The sequence below is a fragment of the Methylocystis sp. genome (genome assembly GCF_051062815.1).
Lineage (GTDB): Bacteria > Pseudomonadota > Alphaproteobacteria > Rhizobiales > Beijerinckiaceae > Methylocystis.
Genome location: NZ_JBPFDU010000047.1, coordinates 1 through 19,749 on the forward strand (window position 1 = coordinate 1; position 19,749 = coordinate 19,749).

Annotated in this window: 17 protein-coding genes; 14 read left to right on the forward strand and 3 right to left on the reverse strand. The window is 60.1% G+C overall.

What is annotated here, in order from left to right; translation table 11 throughout:
• The 10 genes from ACR65W_RS07355 to ACR65W_RS07400 form a co-directional block, all read left to right on the forward strand.
• The coding region (locus tag ACR65W_RS07355) for a TonB-dependent receptor domain-containing protein (protein ID WP_434499429.1) at positions 1–408 on the forward strand (408 nt) is incomplete at its 5' end.
• Positions 409–788: 380 nt separating this feature from the next.
• Positions 789–980, forward strand: coding sequence for a small metal-binding protein SmbP (gene smbP, locus ACR65W_RS07360; protein ID WP_175095383.1), 192 nt, complete (start codon positions 789–791; stop codon positions 978–980).
• A 564-nt stretch (positions 981–1,544) separates the two neighbouring features.
• The gene (gene sbnA, locus ACR65W_RS07365; RefSeq protein WP_434499430.1) at positions 1,545–2,555 is read left to right on the forward strand and encodes a 2,3-diaminopropionate biosynthesis protein SbnA; all 1,011 of its coding nucleotides are present in this window, start codon (positions 1,545–1,547) and stop codon (positions 2,553–2,555) included.
• Between the two features lie 50 nt (positions 2,556–2,605).
• Positions 2,606–3,652, forward strand: a complete 1,047-nt coding sequence (sbnB, locus tag ACR65W_RS07370) for a 2,3-diaminopropionate biosynthesis protein SbnB (protein WP_434499431.1) — start codon at positions 2,606–2,608, stop codon at positions 3,650–3,652.
• 31 nt (positions 3,653–3,683) lie between these two features.
• Positions 3,684–5,438 (forward strand): IucA/IucC family protein, encoded by a 1,755-nt coding sequence (locus tag ACR65W_RS07375; protein ID WP_434499432.1) that lies wholly within the window; start codon positions 3,684–3,686, stop codon positions 5,436–5,438.
• Positions 5,435–6,601: a hypothetical protein gene (locus ACR65W_RS07380; RefSeq protein WP_210267005.1), complete on the forward strand. Its 1,167-nt coding sequence runs from the start codon at positions 5,435–5,437 to the stop codon at positions 6,599–6,601. The genes ACR65W_RS07375 and ACR65W_RS07380 overlap by 4 nt, the downstream gene beginning before the upstream one ends.
• Entirely contained in the window at positions 6,598–8,349 is a 1,752-nt protein-coding gene (locus ACR65W_RS07385) for an IucA/IucC family protein (RefSeq protein WP_434499433.1), read from the forward strand. The genes ACR65W_RS07380 and ACR65W_RS07385 overlap by 4 nt, the downstream gene beginning before the upstream one ends.
• A gap of 221 nt (positions 8,350–8,570) precedes the next feature.
• A complete protein-coding gene (locus ACR65W_RS07390; RefSeq protein WP_434499434.1) occupies positions 8,571–10,184 on the forward strand; it encodes an IucA/IucC family protein in 1,614 nt (537 codons plus the stop codon).
• The gene (locus ACR65W_RS07395) at positions 10,181–10,981 is read left to right on the forward strand and encodes an HpcH/HpaI aldolase family protein (RefSeq protein ID WP_434499435.1); all 801 of its coding nucleotides are present in this window, start codon (positions 10,181–10,183) and stop codon (positions 10,979–10,981) included. The genes ACR65W_RS07390 and ACR65W_RS07395 overlap by 4 nt, the downstream gene beginning before the upstream one ends.
• A 5-nt stretch (positions 10,982–10,986) precedes the next feature.
• Positions 10,987–12,228 (forward strand): type III PLP-dependent enzyme, encoded by a 1,242-nt coding sequence (locus ACR65W_RS07400; protein WP_434499436.1) that lies wholly within the window; start codon positions 10,987–10,989, stop codon positions 12,226–12,228.
• Positions 12,229–13,159: 931 nt separating this feature from the next.
• On the opposite strand, the gene ACR65W_RS07405 is transcribed toward ACR65W_RS07400, so the two are convergent.
• From ACR65W_RS07405 to hemP, 3 genes are all read right to left on the reverse strand, one after another.
• Entirely contained in the window at positions 13,160–13,360 is a 201-nt protein-coding gene (locus ACR65W_RS07405) for a hypothetical protein (protein ID WP_434499437.1), read from the reverse strand.
• Between the two features lie 257 nt (positions 13,361–13,617).
• The gene (locus ACR65W_RS07410; protein ID WP_175095372.1) at positions 13,618–13,875 is read right to left on the reverse strand and encodes an ABC transporter substrate-binding protein; all 258 of its coding nucleotides are present in this window, start codon (positions 13,873–13,875) and stop codon (positions 13,618–13,620) included.
• Between the two features lie 107 nt (positions 13,876–13,982).
• On the reverse strand, positions 13,983–14,165 hold the full coding sequence (hemP, locus tag ACR65W_RS07415) for a hemin uptake protein HemP (protein ID WP_175095371.1): 183 nt from the start codon (positions 14,163–14,165) through the stop codon (positions 13,983–13,985).
• Between the two features lie 321 nt (positions 14,166–14,486).
• On the opposite strand from hemP, the gene ACR65W_RS07420 reads away from it, so the two are divergent.
• From ACR65W_RS07420 to ACR65W_RS07435, 4 genes are all read left to right on the forward strand, one after another.
• Positions 14,487–16,718 (forward strand): TonB-dependent receptor, encoded by a 2,232-nt coding sequence (locus tag ACR65W_RS07420; RefSeq protein ID WP_434499438.1) that lies wholly within the window; start codon positions 14,487–14,489, stop codon positions 16,716–16,718.
• Positions 16,719–16,732: 14 nt separating this feature from the next.
• Positions 16,733–17,953, forward strand: a complete 1,221-nt coding sequence (locus tag ACR65W_RS07425; protein ID WP_434499439.1) for a PepSY-associated TM helix domain-containing protein — start codon at positions 16,733–16,735, stop codon at positions 17,951–17,953.
• A 993-nt stretch (positions 17,954–18,946) separates the two neighbouring features.
• Entirely contained in the window at positions 18,947–19,591 is a 645-nt protein-coding gene (locus ACR65W_RS07430; protein ID WP_196393701.1) for a MotA/TolQ/ExbB proton channel family protein, read from the forward strand.
• A partial coding sequence (locus tag ACR65W_RS07435) for a biopolymer transporter ExbD (RefSeq protein WP_434499200.1) occupies positions 19,591–19,749 on the forward strand: 159 nt, incomplete at its 3' end. The genes ACR65W_RS07430 and ACR65W_RS07435, both read left to right, overlap by 1 nt.

Below are 19,749 nucleotides of genomic sequence, written 5' to 3' on the forward strand. Positions count from 1 at the left end.
GGATATCAGGACGCGCGCGTCGTATCGACCGATCGCGGCTTCAATCCGCGGCAGCCCTTTCTCACGGATGTCGGCAAGGTCAATCCGTCGGTTCCGAGAAACACTTTCTCGTATTGGAACCGTTACGATTTGTCTTCGTTCGTTGGCGGGGGTCCCGGCGTTCTCGGATTGGGCGCAGGCGTGATCTATGCTTCGAGCTTCTATCCGTCTCTCGATAACAGGGTCATCGTTCCCGGTTACGCGCGCATTGACGGCGCGCTTTTCGTGAAGGTGACGGAAAACATCTCCGGCCAGCTCAACATCGAGAACCTCACCGGCGCCTACTATTACGCCTCGGCGCACAACAACAACAACATCATGCCCGGCGCCCCGCGCTCGGCCTATGTGACGCTGAACGCGCGATTCTAAGTCGTGCGTCAGCCTGCGGGCGTCGACGAGAAACGCAAGACGCTCTCTCGCTTTTTTGGAGCCCCATTTTGCTCTTGTAGTGCGTTTATACAAGCACGGTGGGTTGTCGCGTTGGCTGCAAAGATGGCGCGGATCGTTTTGCTCGCTCTTGCGTCATGGAGAGAACATTTGAAGCAGCGATGCTGCAGAGTTAACATTCAACAATCGTCTTTTACGTCGTCGGACCATTGGTCTGCGGGAGGTACGAACAGATGGCTTGCCAAAGCTATTGCCATTCTGCGACCCTTGGCAGCAAATGGAGCTAGATTCCGACCCGCTGAGTGGATCCAGGAGCCATTTTCCGCCCGCCGCAATGTTCGCGAGAGCACGTGAGAATCGCAATGTCGTCAATAGAGCCGACACTCGCCACGCACGCCGAAGCTGCGCTGGCTCACGCCGAAGCCGGCGAGAAGGCAAAGGCAAATCCACATACAGCCGAAGGAATCAAGCATCTGAAGGAAGCCAGCGATCATGACAAACAAGGCCATGCGGATGTCGCGACCAAACACGAAGAAGCGGCGCAGGAGCCGTAGCGGCGGTCGTTCGGCTTGCCTAATTTGCCAAAGACGGCGAAAGCGCCCGCGGAAGATCAACGTTCCAGTCCACCATGCTGCGAATTGCAAGTAGGTGGCGGTGAGGATTGCGCCGATTAAGAACATCTTTCAGGCTTGCACCTTGCAATAGTTCCAGAATAGCTAGTTTGCAAGTCTTCCAATCGTTTCAATGTGTATTGACGAGGGCATTACTTTGCTCTTTCCTCTTTTCGGGAAAGGGGTTGCCAGACATGGTCAACATTCAAGCCAACCAGTTTCGCGTGTCAATGCGTCTTTCGAATGAGGGCGCGTCTCGTGAGCTTCGTCCGCGCGAAGTATGGATGACGTGAGAGACTTTGATTGCAGCGATCCTTCTCGGATTACCTCGCATCGGTCTGCCATCAGCTTCGTCGCGGGTCAGTTCGAATCTTCGCCAGAGCCGCGCGCGTTGAGCGCTAGATGGGTTCGTCGGCATCGACGGCTCAGGCTGAATAGGTGGCCGCATTTACGCTCTTGCTGTTGCGGGTTTTTCTGGGCGGCCGCGATTTTTTGTAGGAGGCTAGCATGATTCCGGGCCTTGCTTCGTTTGTGGGAAATACTCCGCTAGTAGAGCTTGAATTCCCTATCAGCGGCTCATCGATGCGCTTGTTCGCCAAGCTGGAAATGTTCAATCCCGGCGGCAGCATCAAGGATCGCCCGGCGTCTCTCATGATCCGGCAAGCCATCGCCGCCGGCAGAATCACACGGGACAGTCATCTCATTGAGAGTTCATCGGGCAATCTTGCTATTGCTATTGCGATGATCGCGCGACAAATGAACCTGAGATTCACTGCGGTCATCGATCCGAACATTACGAAGGTCAACCGCGACTTGATCACCGCTTACGGAGCTGAAATCGAGCTCGTCGATCAAAAGGATGAAGAGGGCGGTTATCTTCACTCGCGAATTCGTCGCGTGCGCCAACTCCTCGAGAAACTGCCAGGTACCGTCTGGCTGAATCAATACGCCAATCCCGATAATCCACGTGCTCATTACGAGGGAGTCGGCTCGGAAATCGTACGAGACATGCCGCTTGAGCCGAGCCATGCGTTCATTGGAGTGAGCACGTGCGGAACAATCATGGGGGTCGCGCGGCGCCTACGAGAAGCCTGGCCCAATATTCGCGTCGTTGCAGTGGATGTCGTCGGTTCAGTCATATTCGGCGGCCCAAGCGCGAAGAGACGGCTCCCCGGCATCGGCGCGAGCCGTATTCCCGAGCAGCTCGATGCCAGCGAGGTCGACGAGATCGTTTATGTGACCGATTGGGAATCCGTGCTGGGATGCCATCAGCTCGTTCGCTACGAAGGTCTGCTGGCAGGCGGCTCCTCTGGCTCAGTTATCGCGGCGATCGAAAAGATGGCTCCTCGTCTGCCGCGCGACGCTGTCATTGTTACCATACTGCCGGACCGCGGCGAACGTTATCTCGACAGCGTTTTCAATCCGGATTGGCTTGCGGAAAGTGATCGCGTCGAGATTCCTCTTCAGGCCGCGCACCGGACCTTGGGAGCGGCGGATCACCTGCGCAATGCTTCCTGACTGAAGCGCGCGCACTAAGGCATTAAGTTTTCAAACCGAGGTTCTCATCGATGAAAGTTCTGGATCCTGTCCAGCCTGCGCCGGCAAATCTTCAAGCAACACTGCGTTTCTTGTCTCGGAGCGACATCGCGTCGGTTGGGGGCGACCACTCCGATCTTTACATGCGAGCCGTCGAGGATGGTTTTCGTCTTCATGCCGCCCGCGACTATGCGCAGCCGCTAAAACCCTATTTGCGTAGTCCCCGTTCGAGTCATATCGCGGATCGCATCATCGCAATGCCTGCCTGGATCGGCGGCAAAGATCCGATCGCCGGACTTAAATGGATCGGTTCGAAGCACGATAATCCCGCCGCCCGCTCTCTCGACCGAGCAAGCGCCGTCATTATCCTCAATGACTCTTCCACTCATTTTCCGATCGCGATCCTCGAGGCGGGGAGGATCAGCGCATTGCGCACGGCTGCCGTGACCGGAGTCGCTTGCCGCCATCTCGCCAAAAAGGGCTTTCACGAGGTTGCGATCATTGGATGCGGTCCGATAGGACGCGCTCAAATACAGATGTTCTGCGAGCAGTTTCCGCATGTCCGACGGTTTCGACTCTACGACCTCAAACCTGCGGCTGTCGCCGAAATGGCTCGATGGTTGGAGGCCAGGTTTCCGCAACCTGGCGTGAGTGGCTTCGAGAATCCTCATGCGGCTGTCGCCGGGGCGGACGTCGTGGTTACGTGCACCGTGACGGATCGGCCATATTTTCCTTTCGAATGGCTTTCACCAGGCGCTTTCCTTGCCAACGTCTCGATAATGGACGTGGAAAAGAACGTTTTCCTCAAGGCAGGCAAGGTCGTCGTCGACGATTGGGACCAATGCAATCGTGAGAAGAAAATTATCAATCAGCTGGTCGACGAGGGGGCCTTTTCCCGAATGCAACTTCACGCCGAGCTCGGCGAGATCGTCGTCGGCTCCAGGCCGGGTCGCGAAAGCGACGAGGAAATCATTCTGCTCAATCCGATGGGAATGGCGATAGACGACATCGTTTGCGCGCGGGCAATTCTGCGCCGAGCGGAAGCCAATGGCGTCGGCACGATGCTTAATCTGTTCTGAAAATTGACCCATGCATCATCCCATTGTCGCCATGACCGGCACGGTCCTTGATGATCTTCTGGAGCTTCTGTGGACAGAAGATCTCGGCGGATTTCGATCTCGAATTCTAGCCGAAGGCCGTGCAGAGAACGCTACCGTTCGCTTTCGCCTCGGCGAAGCCGAGATGACGGCAAGCCTGGCCTGGGATGCCTGGCGGAACGAGCGTCGCGTCATGGAGCTCTTCGAAGTCATGCCGGAGGGATCCCGCCGATCTTTGGACGAGAGAACGGCACTGTGGAGGGTCCTCTCCGCACTGCCTGATCTCGACGTGGCCACTCTAGACCGGACGATGCGTCAGCTCGACGAAAGCGTTCAGAATTCTGCGCTTTTCGAGGAAGCCGCTGATCTGCTCGAAGGCGACTGCGAGCGAACACTTGAACACAAGAAGCGTATGATCTGGGAGCGCCTTGCCGCCTGGCGCGACAGGCCCTTTCATCCCTTCGCGCGGGGCAGGGGAGGTTGGGAAAAGGATGAAATCGAGAATTATGGAGCGGAATTCGGACGATTCTTTGCACTCAGGTGGTGCGCGGTTTCGCGCGAGCGTCTCCTGATGTCTCCGGCCATGGCGGAGAAGGAGCCGATCGAATTCATCCTTTCTCCGTTCCAGGCAAAATCAATCGACGACGAAATGGAACAGCGCGGTCTTGCCGAGACCCACGTCGCCATTCCAGTCCACCCCTGGCACCTCGAGACAGTCGTGCCTCGCGAATTCGGCCCGGAATTAGCGTCGGGCGAAATTGTCGTTTTCGATTTTGCCGGCCCGCTTGTCTGTGCGACCTCCTCCTTGCGAACGGTTGCTATTTCCTCGAATCCTCATCGGCACATCAAACTTCCGCTCGACATTTCGACGCTCGGCGTGCGGCGGCTCATGAGCGCTCAGTCGTTGCACAATGGCTTAACGGGTGCTGCCCTCTTGGAGGAAGCCTGTTCGCGCAGGCCAGGCATGGCTGCGCGCGTCCAGATTGCCGACGAAACACGATTTTGTACGTTCCACGAATCATCGGGAGACATTTTCGCGCCTCGAAATGCATTTCTCGGCTGTGCGATCCGCGAGTTTCCCATCGGAGGGGAGGACGTCGTGCTGGTTCCTTTGGCTACCTTCGCTGTTGCCCCGCGTGCAGGGTTGCCTCCCGCGATATCTCTGTCGCTAAAAAAGCGACCCAGAACAGGGATCGAAACTTTTCTGGAGGAGCTATTCCGACTGCTGATCGGCTTCGCCATGGATGCGCTGCATTGCGGCTTCATCCCGGAGATGCACGGACAGAATGTCTTGATCGAACTGGCTAGAGGACGGCCGGTTAAAATCGTCCTGCGCGACCACGACACGGTACGTTGCCTTCCGGAATGGCTCGGGAGAGCGGGCTTACAGACGCCGGCGTATCTAATTAAGGATCCGCGCCGGGCGACAATGCTTCTCGACCGTCCAGAGAGTCTGTTCGCCTATGCGCAAACGCTGCTCTTCGATGTCGCTCTCCGCTCAATTTGCGAAGCCATTGATCGTTCAGGCCACTTCGGCCTTCGCGACTCGAAAGCCCTGCTCCGGCACGTGACCGCCAGCGAAATCGAAAAACTCGATGCGCCGCCGGAAACACGTGACCGCTTGCGGACGGCTTTTCTCGACAGTCGAGATTGGCCATTTAAACAAATGCTCACTCCGCTCCTTGCGACGCCGCATCTCGGATTGGGGATGCCGAGCGCGCTCGGCCGCGCGGCAAATCCGCTCATGGTCTCAGGTCAGGAGCAATGAACGTAGCCAGACAGCGCTGCCGGCGCGCTTCCATCCTCGCCATTCAGTTTCTGACGGCTGCAACGCCACTTGCAATCGTGCCGTTCCTTTCCCTCTATGTTCAACGACTCGCGCGCGAGAGTGCATTTGGAGTATCGTTTTGGACGGTGATCGCGGCGTCAGCGCCTGCGGTGACCGCGATGATCTTGACGCAGTTTTGGGGTCGGCTTGCGCAGGAGCGGTCGATTTCGTTGCTGCTCTTCGCAACCTGCGCGCTGACGGCTGTCAGTTATTTGGCCATGGCCACTGCCAGCAATGCGGCTGTTTTCACTCTGGGACGCGCTCTGCAGGGGGCGGCCGGCAGCGGCATCATCCTTCTTCTTGCGGTCGATCATGTTGGGGGCCAACCCGAGGGTGAATACATCACCCTGCAGCAGGCGTTTTCCGCCGGCTGCCTAATCGGGCCCATTATCGGGGGCTGGGCCTTCGACTATCAGCGCCTTCCTGTTCTTCTCTCGGCTGCCGCTATCGCACTTTTTGCTCTCGCTATCGCTAGTGCATTGGTCTTTCAGCTCTCAACCTTCGAGTTGCGCCATGATCGTCAGAGCCAAGCGGAGGGCGTGGGCCCCACTTTCGCAAGCGTCCGTCGAAATCGCTCGCTCGTCATAGCTGCCACTCTAGGAACAGCCGGTGCGTTCGGCTTTACGCCGTTCTTCGCGGAGTGGGCCAAGGAACGGGATGGAGCCACCTTCACGGCTGGAGCCATCGGGGCGCTTCATGCTGCCGCCTGGCTTGCAGCTATAGTAGTCCTGCCGCTCTGGAGCCGTGTCATCGATGGCGCTGCAGCGGCGCGCTCCATCGCATTCTCGCTGTTCGGATCGGCGGTAGCTTGCGTTGCATTGTCCGTTGCGGTGACAGCCCCTTCGATATTCACGCTCCGGGTCACCCACGGCATTTTCTATTCAGGCCTCACCCCGGCTCTCTACGCCGGCGTACGACGGTCCGGCGACCGCAACCGGGAGCTTGCTACTGCCCGCACCGCGTTGACGTTGGGTCAAATCGTCGGGCCTGCTCTCTGCGGCGCTGTCCTTCCTTTCACCGGAATCGATGGCGCGCTTTTGGCCGCGGCAGGACTTCCAGCGATCGGCATGCTCGTTCTTTTCAACGCACGAGGCGATCGATGACGCAACCAGATCAAATTACGGCGTCGACAGTGGATCGTCTCGCATGCGGCCGCTTGATCAATACTTGGCTGCGCGAAAAACATCCTGAGCTCGCGATGACCATCGCCGCGAAAGCAGGTGGCGGCTCATGGGAAATTCCTGTCGGGAATCAATCCGTCGTCGCGGTCTGCAAACGCTGTTCGCCAGGCGGATTTCACGCTTGGGAGGAAAATGTGCTCCTTCGCGAGTTGAAGGGGAGCATACGCAGGATCGACTCATTAGAGCTTGCCGGGATCATGCTCGATTCGATCGAAGAGGCGACTCCAGATACGCGAAAAGTCGCGTTGGAGCGGATCGAACGGTCGATTGAAATCAGCCATGACCATGCCGCCTTCCAGTCAACACTGGAGCCTGTCTCAAGCGGCGAGCGCGCGGAGCGGAGCCTTTGGTTCGGTCACCCTTTTCATCCTCTCGCGAAAAGCGTCGCTGGTTTTGTATCCGCCGATTTCAGAGCCTACAGTCCCGAACGAGGCGCCACGTTCCGTCTCTGCTGGCTCCTGGCCGAGCCGGATCAAGTCGAAACTTTTGTCTGCTCGCCGGAATCGATGGCGCGCGCTGACGCCCTGCTGGCGGAGGTCTCGGGTCTGAGCGCGGCGCTCGTTGCTGGCCGGACAATCATTCCCTGCCATCCATGGCAAGCGCAGCGGCTGCGGGATCATCCGGACCTCCGCAGCCGGCTCGCGTCTGGAAAAGCATTGCAACTTCTCGGACCCTCGGGAGAGGTTGCGACTCCTACTTCTTCCGTGAGGACAGTCTGGTTCAGTGAACGAGGCCTTTTCGTCAAGCTGCCTCTCGAAGCCCGAATCACGAATTTTTCGCGGGTAAATACAGCGGAGCAGTTGGCGCGGAGCATCGCCGGAGCGCGCGCCGTCGCAGCAGCGGAACGGGAGGTCCGTGGCGCAGGCCTCTCCATTCTGAAAGAGCCAGGCGGACGAATCTTGCGTTGTCCGTCACCGGACGGCGGCGGCGCCCAGCGGACTTGCGCCGAAACCGGCTTCCTCCTGCGCTTTGCCGATTTTCCCAATGGGGTTGATCCGATCGTCATTGCAGGTTTTGCGGAACCGGATCCGCGCACGGCCCGACCAAATCTTTCCTCCATCGCCGGGCGGATTTTTGATGATCCGCAAAGGGCGCACGAATGGGTCGAAAGATATGCGGCGGTTGTCCTCCTTCCGCTTATTCGTCTGTTTGCGACTACTGGGATCTGTCTCGAGGCGCATGCTCAAAATAGCCTCGTCGCTTTCGAGAACGGTTGGCCAGCACGGCTTTTCGTGCGCGACCTCGAAGGCATGGCGGTCGATCGCGAACGCTTCAGGCGCGCGCATCCGGAAATCATCGCCGACCTCGATGACACCCTGTTCTATGACCGCGACATCGCTTGGCGTCGCTTCCTCTACTACGTCATCGTCAACCATTTCGCTCACGTGCTGTCCGCCGCATCAGAGTTATCGGGCGTCGACGAAGCTCGCCTCTGGGAGGCGGGCGGGCGTGTTTTGGAAAAGGAAGCGGGAGCTGCCCGCACGCTCATCGACGAGCTGCTTTCCGCCCCATCTCTCCCGGCCAAGGCGAACCTATCGAGTTGCGTCGCCGGCCGCGGCGAGAACCCGGATTACGTGATGATTGCGAATCCCTTCATGGCTGTGCGCTCGTCCGGTTCTCAGTCGCGAGCGAACGTCAAAATCCAATTGGAAAAGGCGCGGTCACGATGAAACCCACTGCTGGACTGGGCGCGCAGTTATCCACTCCGACCGATCTTCTTGCCTGGGCTGCGGCCGGGCGCCGGGTCATAGCCCAGCTGATGTCAGCTCTCGTAAACGAAGATCTGTTGCCGGACGGCATGGTTTCGATCCGGGCTGAGTCCACGCGAGAAGCTGAGATCGTGGTGGAAGTCGCGCCGGGTTCACTCTGCTATCGGGCGCGCGCCCATCATATGATCGCCTACAACCGACTGCGGGTGATCGAAGGATCTGTCCGCAGGGCGTCCAATGGGGGAGAAGAAGAAGCCGACAATCCTATGCATCTGCTTACAGATCTGCTGACCGGGCTTCCGGGAACAGCAGAGATTCGTGCGCGTTTTGCGGAGGAAATCCTCCAGACTTGGTCGAACCACGCGCAGGCCCTTTGTTTCGGCACGGCCAACCGCGGCAAGCTCGCCTTGCTACCATACGAGCAAGCCGAAAGCGCGCTGACCGATGGACATCGTTATCATCCTTGCTTCAAATCCCGCATTGGCTTTACTCCGAAAGAGAACCTGTCCTACGGACCTGAATTCGGGAATGCCATTCGCCCGATCTGGCTGGCGGTTCACGAGGAGCTGGTCGTGAGCCGCGCGATCGGAACAGGGTGTGGCCAAGATCTCGGGCTTCTCGCCGCATCGATCGACGAAAGCAGCAGAAGAGAATTCACCGCTAAATTGGCGTCGGCCGCCGAACGTCCCCAAATCTATCACTGGCTCCCAGTCCACCCCTGGCAATGGGAAAGAATCATCGAGCCAGGAACGCTCCCACAGAGGAAAGCCGGGCTGATCGTATTCCTGGGCGAGAGCGATCGCTATTACCTGGCACAACAATCGATACGCAGCCTTTCGGACACATCCGATCGCCATGCGCCATCACTGAAGCTCTCGCTATCTGTCCGCAATACTTCGACCGCCCGCACACTTGCAAGGCACACTGTGCTCAACGCTCCCGTTATCAGCGCTTGGCTCGAGGGTGTGGCGTCGTCCGATCGTTTTCTGAGGGAGGCGGGCGCGATCTTTCTACTCGAACGGATGGGCAGCGCGGTCACGCTGCCCCGTGATGCGGACCCACTCGGACGTCTCGCCGGCGCGCTCGCTGCAATCTGGCGTGACCCGGTCGGAATATTCTTAGCCGAGGGGGAGAAGGCCGTTCCTTTCTCGTTGCTCACGCACGTGGATCATGACGGACGACCCGCGATTGCCGGCTGGTTTTCGCGACATGACGCCGAGGCGTGGGTGTCGGCTTTATTACGTATTGCGATGCTTCCCGTCGTTCACCTCCTTCTGGCGCGCGGGATCGCCATCGAGAGCCATCAGCAGAACATGATTCTGGTCCACCGTGATGGATGGCCCGTACGAGTCGCATTGAAGGATTTTCACGACGGCGTTCGCTTCATTCCGAGCCAGCTCCATGCGCCGCGTCCTGACCTCGTCCCCACTCCGGCCGACCATGCGCGCGTCAATCCTAATTCCTATGTGGAGGCGAGCGATCCCGAAGATGTGCGCGATTTCATGTTCGACGCCCTTTTCGGGGTCAATCTCGCCGAACTCGCTTGGTTCCTCGATCGTCATTTCGGTTTCGGAGAACGACGGTTTTGGCTCTTTGCGGCCGATATCCTTCGAAACTACCTTCGAGAAAACGCCGTCGCGCGCGCAGGCGTAGAAGCTTTCCGCTTCCTCGATCCGACGGTGGCGGTCGAGGATCTCGCGCGCCGTCGTCTGGAAACCGTCGTCCTGAAGGGACGGCGCGCGCCTAACCCGCTTGCCGGCTTTATTAGCGTCGAGGAAATGCGGGTTCCGTCATGACTGCGCGATTGCGATTGCGGCGCCTGCTCGACCAGGGCCAGCCCGCAGGCGGGCTTTTCCTCTCGCTTTCCGCCCCTGGCATTATCGAAATTGCGGCCGTGGCCGGATTCGATTTCGTTCTAATCGATCTCGAGCACACGTTGATCGGGGGAAGGGAACTGGAAGAGCTGATCGCCGCCGCCGATCGCTCCTGCCTCAGTGCTCTGGTGCGCGTTCCCGAGGCGCGGTCGGAACGCATTCTCCAGGTTCTCGACGCTGGAGCGGCAGGCGTCGTCGTCTCGCGCATTTCGAACGTGGAGGATGCAAGAGAAGCGATCCGCCGAGCCCGTTACGCCCCACTCGGAGAACGAAGTCTCAATGCGGGCCGGTTGGGGCGGTTCGGCGATTGCGATCTGCCTGCCCTTCTCGAGCAGCTGAACCGTGAAACGCTCGTCATTGCGCTTGTCGAAGATCCGGACGGGCTTGCCGCGGCCGAGGCGATCGCCGCGCTGCCTGGGCTCGACGGCGTGCTTTTCGGGGCCGCCGACTATTCTCAGTCCGTCGGCCTCCCTTGGCAGACCACTGCGGAGCCCGTCCTGGAGGCGAACCGCCGGCTCGCCGCGATCGCCCGTGAAACCGGTCGCTACTTTTTCGCGATCCCGAGGCGCGATGAGGACATCGGCGATCTTATTCGGGCCGGCGCGCTGGGAATAATCGCCGCCAACGATCGTGGCCTCTTGCGCCAGGCGCTTTCGGCCAAAGACCATGTCTGGCGGGAAATTTACCGCGCCCGAAGTCTCGGACGCGCCACGGAGTAGACGTTATGACCGCATTCATTCCGTCGCTCGAGCTCGTAGAGCGTTTGGTCAATCCGGATCAGCCGGTGTCAGCCTTCATCCATGATCTCGACCGACTCGATCGGCATGCGCGCCGGCTCGTCTCCGTTCTGCCGCCCGGCGTCGATTTCTTTTACGCGGTCAAGGCGAACAGCGATGCGGCGATCCTGAAGACATTGGCTCCGATCGTCGCCGGATTCGAGGTCGCCTCAGGCGGGGAAATCCGGAAGGTGCGCGAAGCGGTGGGGGATGGAGCCCGCGTGATCATGGGCGGGCCAGCCCGGACGGCGTCGGACTTCGATGCAGTGATCGATCACGGAGTCGAGCGCGTCCACATCGAAAGTATCCACCTTCTACACCTTGCCAATGCAGTCGCAAAAGTGCGGAATACGCAATTGCCTGTTCTCTTGCGCGTCAATCTGGCGGGTCCCGTTCCCGGCGCGACGATCACGATGGGCGGACAGCCGACCCAGTTCGGCATCGACGAGTCCGAAGTCGACGAAGCTCTGGGCGTGCTTGCGACTTGTCCGAATTTGCGTTTCGACGGATTTCACCTTCACACCATCTCGAACAATTTGGACGCCACCGCCCACTCGGTGTTCTGCCTGGAAGCACTGCGCCGGGCAAGGGCTATCGCCGACCGTCATGGGCTGGATCTTGGGATCGTAAATCTGGGCGGGGGTTGGGGCGTCGATTACGCGAATATAGACCGCCTTTTCGATGTCGATCGTCTCGCAGCGGCTTTGAGCAACGCTCTCGGGCCCGGCGGGCCCCGCATTCAGTTTGAATGCGGGCGGATCGTGGTGGCCTATTGCGCTGTTTATGTGTGCGAAGTCATCGACGTCAAAACCAACCATGAAGAAGCCTTTGCCCTGCTTCGGGGCGGCGCCCACCATTTTCGCCTTCCTTCGGCGTGGCGGCATAGACATCCGTTCCGCGTCGTCAGCAAAGAGAGCTGGCCTTGGGCATGGTCGAGGCGCGGTCATACAAACCGCCGGGTGACCGTAACGGGCGAGCTTTGCACGCCGAAAGACGTGCTGCTGAATTCAGAGCCCTTCTCCAGTCTGAGAATCGGAGACCTCATTTGTTTCCTTTTGGCGGGCGCTTATGGCTGGGACATTTCCCATCATGACTTCCTGAGCAATGCCCATCCGGAAAGGATATTCCTCCCTGTCGGGGAGCATAGGAGCCGGCTTTCTACCAAGGAAAACGAAAGGATTAGTGTATGAACGAGCGGCGTATTCGCCTTCTCTCCCCATTCGATCTAAAGGCTCATGAGCACACCGAAAGGGGTCGTGTTCGCAGCGTCATCGATCTCCTCGTCCGCGAGCAGGCATGGACGCGGCCTATTTGCGTAGAGGAGAAAAGCCTCTGCATCATGGATGGCCACCATCGCCGGCTTGCCGCAATTCATCTAGGGCTTGCCGCCGTTCCAGTGATCGGCTTCACCTATGACGAGGTTCGAGTCGGAAGTCACCGGGCGGGGATGGAGGTCGAAGCGGAGGAGCTGATTGCTCGCGCAATGTCGGGAGCGCTATTTCCTGCCAGGTCCACGCGTCATGTATTTCCACCATTCAAAGCGACTGCTATTCCGCTCGCCGAGCTTCTCGAGGCTCCGCCTCGGGTTTAGCCTGTGATCAGCCTGGCCAGCCTTGATGCTGACGGAGAAAGCTTACTCCCGCATGAGCGCGAGATTGCGTGTTTCCTCGGCCTACTTCGTCTCGGCGAACCCAGGCCACCGACGGGTGCTCCTGCGGCTCTCGGGAATTGCCGGTGTCGGCTGCTGATTCCCCGCGCCAGGGTACGGGCGATGAAGTCGAGTCCAATGCGCGCCACCTCATAGACGGAAAAAGGGAATGCGAGCCGGGCGCCCGGATCGAGCGCCCCATCACCAAAACTTCGACGACGCGCGCGGGAGCAACCGTTACGGCTCCGCAACCGAGCACGAGAACGAACAAGACTGCGCAAAGAACGACCAGCAGGCCGGTCGCGATCACGGCCTGGCGACGGCGGCCTTCGATCAGAAGTGCGAGGAGCGGCGACTCGGTGCTGATCGTGGTGCTGGCGGCGATCGTCGTCGGTCAGCGGACGCGCCACGGAGGCACGGCTCTCTTGCGCGGACAAGCGCGGCAGATTCGCCGCCGGATTGAGCGGCGGCCATTAGATCCCGCGCGGCTGCGGGCGCGTGTGTGTCCCGAAGCCGATAAAATACAGTCCGTCCATTGCGAGCAGCGCCTGCTTCCTAGCCGCGGGCATCGCCGCGAAGGCCGGCATGGCGAAGATCTCCTCCGAGGCCGTGCCGTCGCGACGCATCATCACGACCATGTCAGGCACCGCCGCGATGATGGCCTCGTCCGCCATCGGCTTGTAACCCTCGATCGCCCCCGCCGCGTTGACTCCTGCCCCAATTCGATGATCGCTTCGGCGGAAGTGCCGCGCCCGCCGATCACGGGCCGTTGGTTCTGCAGCGAGAGCTCGAAAAGGACGCGGCGCGGCGTTTCCGTCTTGGCGACGACGCCGTCGGGATGTCCGGCACGGATTCCATCCAAACGCCGGCTTCCCCTCAGAGCTTTGATCGCGGGCGGCCCGGCGCCTTCGAACACGATGACAAGCGATGGCTATATGGAGAGAACTCCCTCGGCCGACAGCGCCCGGAAATAGCCGACGTTCGGTTTTTTCTTCAGCGCCTCGGGCGGAAACTGACTCGTGGCGTCGATGGCTGCGATGCGGTTCTGCTGTCCCAGCGCATAGAGAATCTCAGTCACGGCGCCGCCAATCGCGACAATGCGGTTCGGTTGCCGTTCCGTTTGTCGATCGGGTTGTTCCGCGCGGCCCGATGAACCGTTCGTGAGACCACTGGCGATGACAATCGCCAATTCGAGCGTCGCGACCAGATCGCGGCGGCGTGGCCGCGAAAAAAACGCCGGACCATCGATGGAGTTGCGGACGTGGCATCGATTATTGTCGATTATTCATGCGATCCTCACTTTGTCAAAATGAGTTTGTTGTTCGCTGTGATGCGCAACCGATAACGCTCGCCAGCATGAATGATCGTCACTTCGCGCCTCTCGCCCAAGAGCGCGCGCGCGTCGATTTCGGCGCGCGCTTGATCCCCGTTCGAGGAAAGCCCCCGATCGGAAGGCGGTTCGGCTTTGTGACCACTCATCTGTGTCGACTCTCTTTCGAACTCAGAGTCAACAAAGTAGGTTTCCTCGTCAATAAGACTTATGCGTGGTTGGAATACTTACAGTGAGCCAATCTGGAAGGCTTACAAACTGACTATGTTGGAAATATTTCAAAATTAATATTCTTTCTTTGGCCTTGAACGATCAAATTGACGCCGGTAGGAATCGCAGGCGCGCTTCAAATCGAGGCGTCGAACACAGCGAGCCAGCCAGGCCGATCCGCGCCGAGCCAGCCAGCAACACAAGAGGCTGGGGGCTCAAGTTTCATGCGTCGCACGATTCCGCGCGGAGTTGTTCCAAAATTGACCGCAGCCACGATGTCCGCTGTCTTCACGGCTTTACCGGTCGCGCCATCTCGCGCCCAGCAGGCATTGCCCACGATCGATGTGGGCGGCGCGCGTCCGGTCGTCCGGCGGCCGGTCCAGCGCGTCGACGCGCCGGCTGTGACTCCCGCGCCGAGCCCCGCCAATGGAACGCCGCCGACCGGCGTCATCGGCCAGCCCCCTGCGCCTTTTGCCGGCGGACAGGTCGGCAGCGGCGCGCGTGTCGGATTCCTCGGCAACCGCAGCCTCTTCAATACGCCCTTCAACATAACGAGCTATACGGACAAGCTCATTCGAGACCAACAGGCCCGAACCGTAGCGGACGTCGCCGATAACGACCCGTCGGTACGCACCAACTCGCCTCGCTATAGCGGAATCGACGGATTTCTCATCCGCGGCTTCCCCGTGTTCGCCGGCGACTTCGCATTCGACGGCCTTTACGGAGTCGTCGACTGGCGCAGCCAGGCTATCGAGCCGATCGAGCGTGTCGAGATCCTCAAAGGTCCGAACGCGCTCCTGAATGGCGTACCGCCGCTTGGAACTGTCGGCGGCGCTATAAACCTCATCCCGAAACGGGCGACGGACGCGCCGCTTACACGCGTCACGGCAGGCTTCGTCTCGCGTGGGCAACTTGGAACGCATATCGACGTTGGCCGCCGCTTCGGCCCCAATAACGAGTGGGGTGTTCGCTTCAACGGCGCCTACCGGAATGGCGGAACCCCGATCAATTTCCTAAATGAAGAATTCGGCGTCGCCGCGCTCGCTCTCGATTATCGCGGCGACAGCGTACGCGTCACCACTGACCTCGGAATCCAGGGACGCGATCTCGATGCGCCCACGCGCGTAAAAACCGTGCTGCCCGGCTTTCCGATTCCACCGTCGCCATCCCTGCGGATCAACCCTCAACAGCCTTGGGAATATTACAACGCCCATCACTGGCATGGCGCTTTCCGCGCCGAGTACGACGTTCTCGAAAACGTCACCGCTTATGCCGCCTATGGCCACGCTCGCTTCGATGAACACTTTTTCGGTGGAGTCCTCCAGATCTTCAATGCGCGGGGCGATTTTCGGTCGACCCCCACCCTCACTCCTCAAGATGTCCAGAGCGACACCGCGGAGGTGGGGTTGCGCGGCCGCTTCGAAACCGGCCCGATAAGCCATCAAATCGCGCTGTCCGCGGTCGGTCTCTGGCAGGATACTGGAATCATCAATACGACTGTCGGAAGAGCGATCACTTCGAACCTCTTTTTTCCTGTCTATGTTTTGCCGCGAAGTGATTTCGGCTTGCGCAATGATGCGCCTCGAACAGCCACCCGCAGGAACCGCGGCGCTGCAATCGCTGACACGCTGTCAATATTCGACGATCGCGTGCTCCTGACGGCAGGCGGACGCTGGCAAGAGATCGACGTCGAGAACTTCGATCCGAATACGGGTCTCAACTTCGACCCCAAGACCGGCCGCAGTAGAGGCTCGAATAATCAGGCTTTCTCGCCGGCCGCCGGGTTGGTGGTGAAGCCGATCGAAAACCTGTCGCTCTATGGCAACTATATCGAGGGACTGACCTCCGGCGGGATTGCCCCGGTGAATGCGATCAACGCGGGCGAAGCGTTTCCTGCTTTCGTGTCGAGGCAAATAGAGGTCGGGGCCAAATACGATTTATTCAGCGCTCTCGGAGTGACCGTCGCGGCCTTCCAGATCACGCAGCCGAGCAGCTTCACTGATCCCACGACACGGCGCTTTTCCGTGGACGGCGAGCAGCGAAACCGCGGCGTGGAGATCAACCTCTTCGGCGAACCTCTCCCGGGCGTGCGCCTCCTCGGCGGCGTCACATTGCTTGACGGAGTCCTGACCAAGACAGCCAACGGGATCAATAACGGCAAGACCGCCGCCGGCGTTCCGGACGTGCAGTTCAACCTCTACAGCGAATATGACCTGCCATTCTGGTTTGTCCCGGGGAAGGCGACCCTGACAGGCCGGGTCATCTATACCTCGCCACAGTTCTATGATCAGGCGAACACACAGAAAATCCCGGATTGGACGCGACTCGACTTGGGCGCGCGCTACACGGTCGAGGTCGAAGGCAGGCCAGTGACGCTGCGCATTAGCGTCGAGAATGTTCTCGACACCAACTTCTGGGCGACGACCGGGCGCGGGCTCCTGACCGCCGGCGCCCCGCGCACGTTCCTGGTCTCGACCAGCGTCGATTTCTGAAAAGGAAACGGGCCTTGGCCACCGGCCCCGCGACCGCATGGACGATCCGCCTGCGCAGGGCATTTATGTGGGTTCACCGGTGGCTTGGGCTGACTACCGGCGCGATCCTGACTCTCATTGGTCTCACTGGCAGCTTCAACGTTTTCTATCGCGAGTTCGACGCTGCTTTGAACCCGGCTCTCTACGCGCCAACTGGTCCGGAGCGGAGAGTCACGGTCGCCGAGGCGATGCAGGCGGCGTCAATGGCCGATCCAGCGCCGATCACGGCACTCATCGCTCCCGATCGGACTTGGCCCGTTTGGATTGCAATCCATGCTTATTCGAACGGCAAAGGTCACCATCCGGACTTCTGGACTACGATGGTCGACCCTTCGACCGGCAGAGTGCTGGGGCGACGCGACTACACACACTCGTTCGCGTTCACGATCTATCGCCTGCACTCCACGCTTTTGCTCCAAGAGTGGTGGGGCAAGGAACTCGTCGGCGTAATGGGGCTCGGGCTTCTCGGTTCGGCCCTGTCGGGCTTGTATTTGTGGTGGCCGCCGCCGGGCCGCATCTGGCGGTCAATCTCGGTGCGCAAGGGCGTTTCGCCCCAGCGCTTGATGATCGACCTTCACAATTCGGCGGGTTCTTGGATGCTGCTTGCACTCATTGTGGTCGCAGCCACTGGCGTAGGGATCGTTTTTCCGAACGCTGTGCGCCCGATCGTAAGCCTATTCTCGGTGGCAACACCCTATCCTTCTCCCACCGTCGCGGCGCCGCCCGTGAAGGGGGCGCCGACGCTCTCAGCGGACCGGATCGTCGAACTGGCGCGAGCGGCTAAGCCGGGCTTAGACATCGCGCTGCTAAACCCTCCGGTCGAAGCGCGCAATACCTGGCGCGTGCTGTTCCACCCTCAGGGGGCCGATCCCGCCCTGCGCTCGCGCGGCGCGATCTGGCTCGACCGGTGGACGGGCGCGCTCGTGCATGACCGCACGCCCAACGTGATGTCGATGGGCGATCGCTACGTCACCGAACAGCTCTGGTTACACAACGGTGCGACACTCGGCTTCGCCGGTCGTCTGCTCGTATTCGCATCTGGATTCGCGCCTCTTGCTCTGCTCGTCACTGGTTTTGCGATCTGGCGAAACAAACGGCAGCCGCGGGGAAGCTTGATGGCGCCGCCCGCGCGGAAAGTTCTCAAGAGCCGCATGGCCTTCTGTCAGCGGCCCGACCTCGCCAAGGCGAAGCAATGACTGGTGAGTTTGTTGCTCGCTGCCCGCATGAAAGATCATTCTTTCGCGCCCAGGAGCACGCGCGCATCGATTTTCGACGGGCGCCGGGTCCTTTTCAACGAGCGCCCGGTCCTTGTTGGAGGGCAACCGCCCGATCGGAAGACTGCGGAGTCTTACGATCGCGTCGACTCTCTTTCGAGGCAATGAGTCAACAAAGTAGTGTTCATCGTAATTTGCAATAAGGCAACCTGTAAGGTTTACAAACTGACGACCCTGGAAATATTTCAAAGTGAATATTTAGATTTGGCGTTGATCGACGAACTCGACGCCATTAGGAGTCATGAGCACACTCCAAATGGAGGCGTCGAAACACAGCAAGCCAGCTAGGCCAATTCGCGCCGAGCCAGCTAGCAATAAAACAGGCTGGGAACTGGAGTCGGATGTGTCTCATGTGTCGCTTGTCCTACAAGGCGACTTGGGGCGGAGCCTTGCTAGCTTTCGCTTTCGCAGCCTAGCCATCCTGCGCCCAGCGCATTGGAAGCCCCCGAGATTCGAGCGCACGGAGCGAATGGATTCAAGTTGCCGATCGTCGTCTGTGAAGCGAACCGCGGAATGGTCACCGCAGAGGGACAACGCGCCCGCGCCGGACGGAACGCTTGCATATAAATGCCCGGATTGCTGCCTTGCGGCCCATGCTGGCGCGGCCGTGCTGCCGGAACGAAGCGCGGTCCTGACGCGGCCCCCCACCGAAACTGCGGCGACCGTTCATTATTATGCAGGCTCGGCGCGCCAGCCAGAAAGCCTGTCGTTTAGCGCCGCAAATGGCGCGCGCGCCTCCCGTCCTTCCGATCTCCGGATTGCCCGTCAAGGCTCCCGATGCGCGCGGCGCCGGAGTCTGATTACGGGCTTTCGCCGCTTTGCGGCCTCTCGTCTCGCGAAGACATAACAAAACAAAAACTGACGCTTCGCCTGCGCGGTCGCCGCAAGCGCGTCCTAATGAAACGAGTGAGTGAAATGGATTACAACACGCTTTCCCCTCTCGCCATGTTCCTCAACGCCGGTCCTGTCGGAAAGGCCGTCATGGCGCTGCTGCTGCTCGCGTCGATCTGGACGTGGGTGCTCATCGTCGAAGGCGTTGTGGCCGTCACCCGCATCACCAAATCCGCGCGCTCGGCGCGTCAGGGCGGAGACGTTGGCGTTCTCGCGCCCGTCGCCGAAGCGGGCCGCGAAGCTTTTGCGCTCGATCTCCCGGACGAGACGATCGGCGACAAGCGCGCGCGCATCGCCGACCATATGAGTCGCGCGGCGCGCGAGTTCCTGACCAAGGCGGAAGGCGGCCTGCCGAACCTCGCCGTCATCTCGTCGGTCGCGCCCTTCGTCGGCCTTTTCGGCACGGTGTGGGGGATCATGACCAGCTTCGCCGGCATCGCCCAGTCGCAGGACACGAGCCTCGCGGTCGTCGCGCCGGGCATCGCCGAAGCGCTTGCGGCCACGGCCTACGGACTTGCCGCCGCCATCCCCGCCTCCGTCGGCTACAACCGCATCGGCGCGGCCTTCGCGCGCGTCGGCCAGCAGGTCGCGCACTACATCGAAGACGAGGCGCTGCTGATGTGCAGCGGCCATCAGACGCGCGCGCGTCGTGAGCGGGAGGCCGCGTAATGGGCATGCCCTCACGTCAGCGCCAGAGCGCAACCGAAGGCCTTTATCAGCCGCTCGCCGATATCAATGTGACGCCGCTCGTCGACGTCATGCTGGTGCTGCTGATCATTTTCATGATCACGGCGCCATTGCTCGCCAAGGGCGTCAAGGTGAACTTG

Coding starts and splice junctions, on each gene's coding strand:
- smbP (WP_175095383.1), top strand. CDS start 789: ATGTCGTCAATAGAGCCGACACTCGCCACGCACGCCGAAGCTGCGCTG.
- sbnA (WP_434499430.1), top strand. CDS start 1,545: ATGATTCCGGGCCTTGCTTCGTTTGTGGGAAATACTCCGCTAGTAGAG.
- sbnB (WP_434499431.1), top strand. CDS start 2,606: ATGAAAGTTCTGGATCCTGTCCAGCCTGCGCCGGCAAATCTTCAAGCA.
- ACR65W_RS07375 (WP_434499432.1), top strand. CDS start 3,684: ATGACCGGCACGGTCCTTGATGATCTTCTGGAGCTTCTGTGGACAGAA.
- ACR65W_RS07380 (WP_210267005.1), top strand. CDS start 5,435: ATGAACGTAGCCAGACAGCGCTGCCGGCGCGCTTCCATCCTCGCCATT.
- ACR65W_RS07385 (WP_434499433.1), top strand. CDS start 6,598: ATGACGCAACCAGATCAAATTACGGCGTCGACAGTGGATCGTCTCGCA.
- ACR65W_RS07390 (WP_434499434.1), top strand. CDS start 8,571: ATGATCGCCTACAACCGACTGCGGGTGATCGAAGGATCTGTCCGCAGG.
- ACR65W_RS07395 (WP_434499435.1), top strand. CDS start 10,181: ATGACTGCGCGATTGCGATTGCGGCGCCTGCTCGACCAGGGCCAGCCC.
- ACR65W_RS07400 (WP_434499436.1), top strand. CDS start 10,987: ATGACCGCATTCATTCCGTCGCTCGAGCTCGTAGAGCGTTTGGTCAAT.
- ACR65W_RS07405 (WP_434499437.1), bottom strand. CDS start 13,360: ATGGCGGACGAGGCCATCATCGCGGCGGTGCCTGACATGGTCGTGATG.
- hemP (WP_175095371.1), bottom strand. CDS start 14,165: ATGAGTGGTCACAAAGCCGAACCGCCTTCCGATCGGGGGCTTTCCTCG.
- ACR65W_RS07430 (WP_196393701.1), top strand. CDS start 18,947: ATGGATTACAACACGCTTTCCCCTCTCGCCATGTTCCTCAACGCCGGT.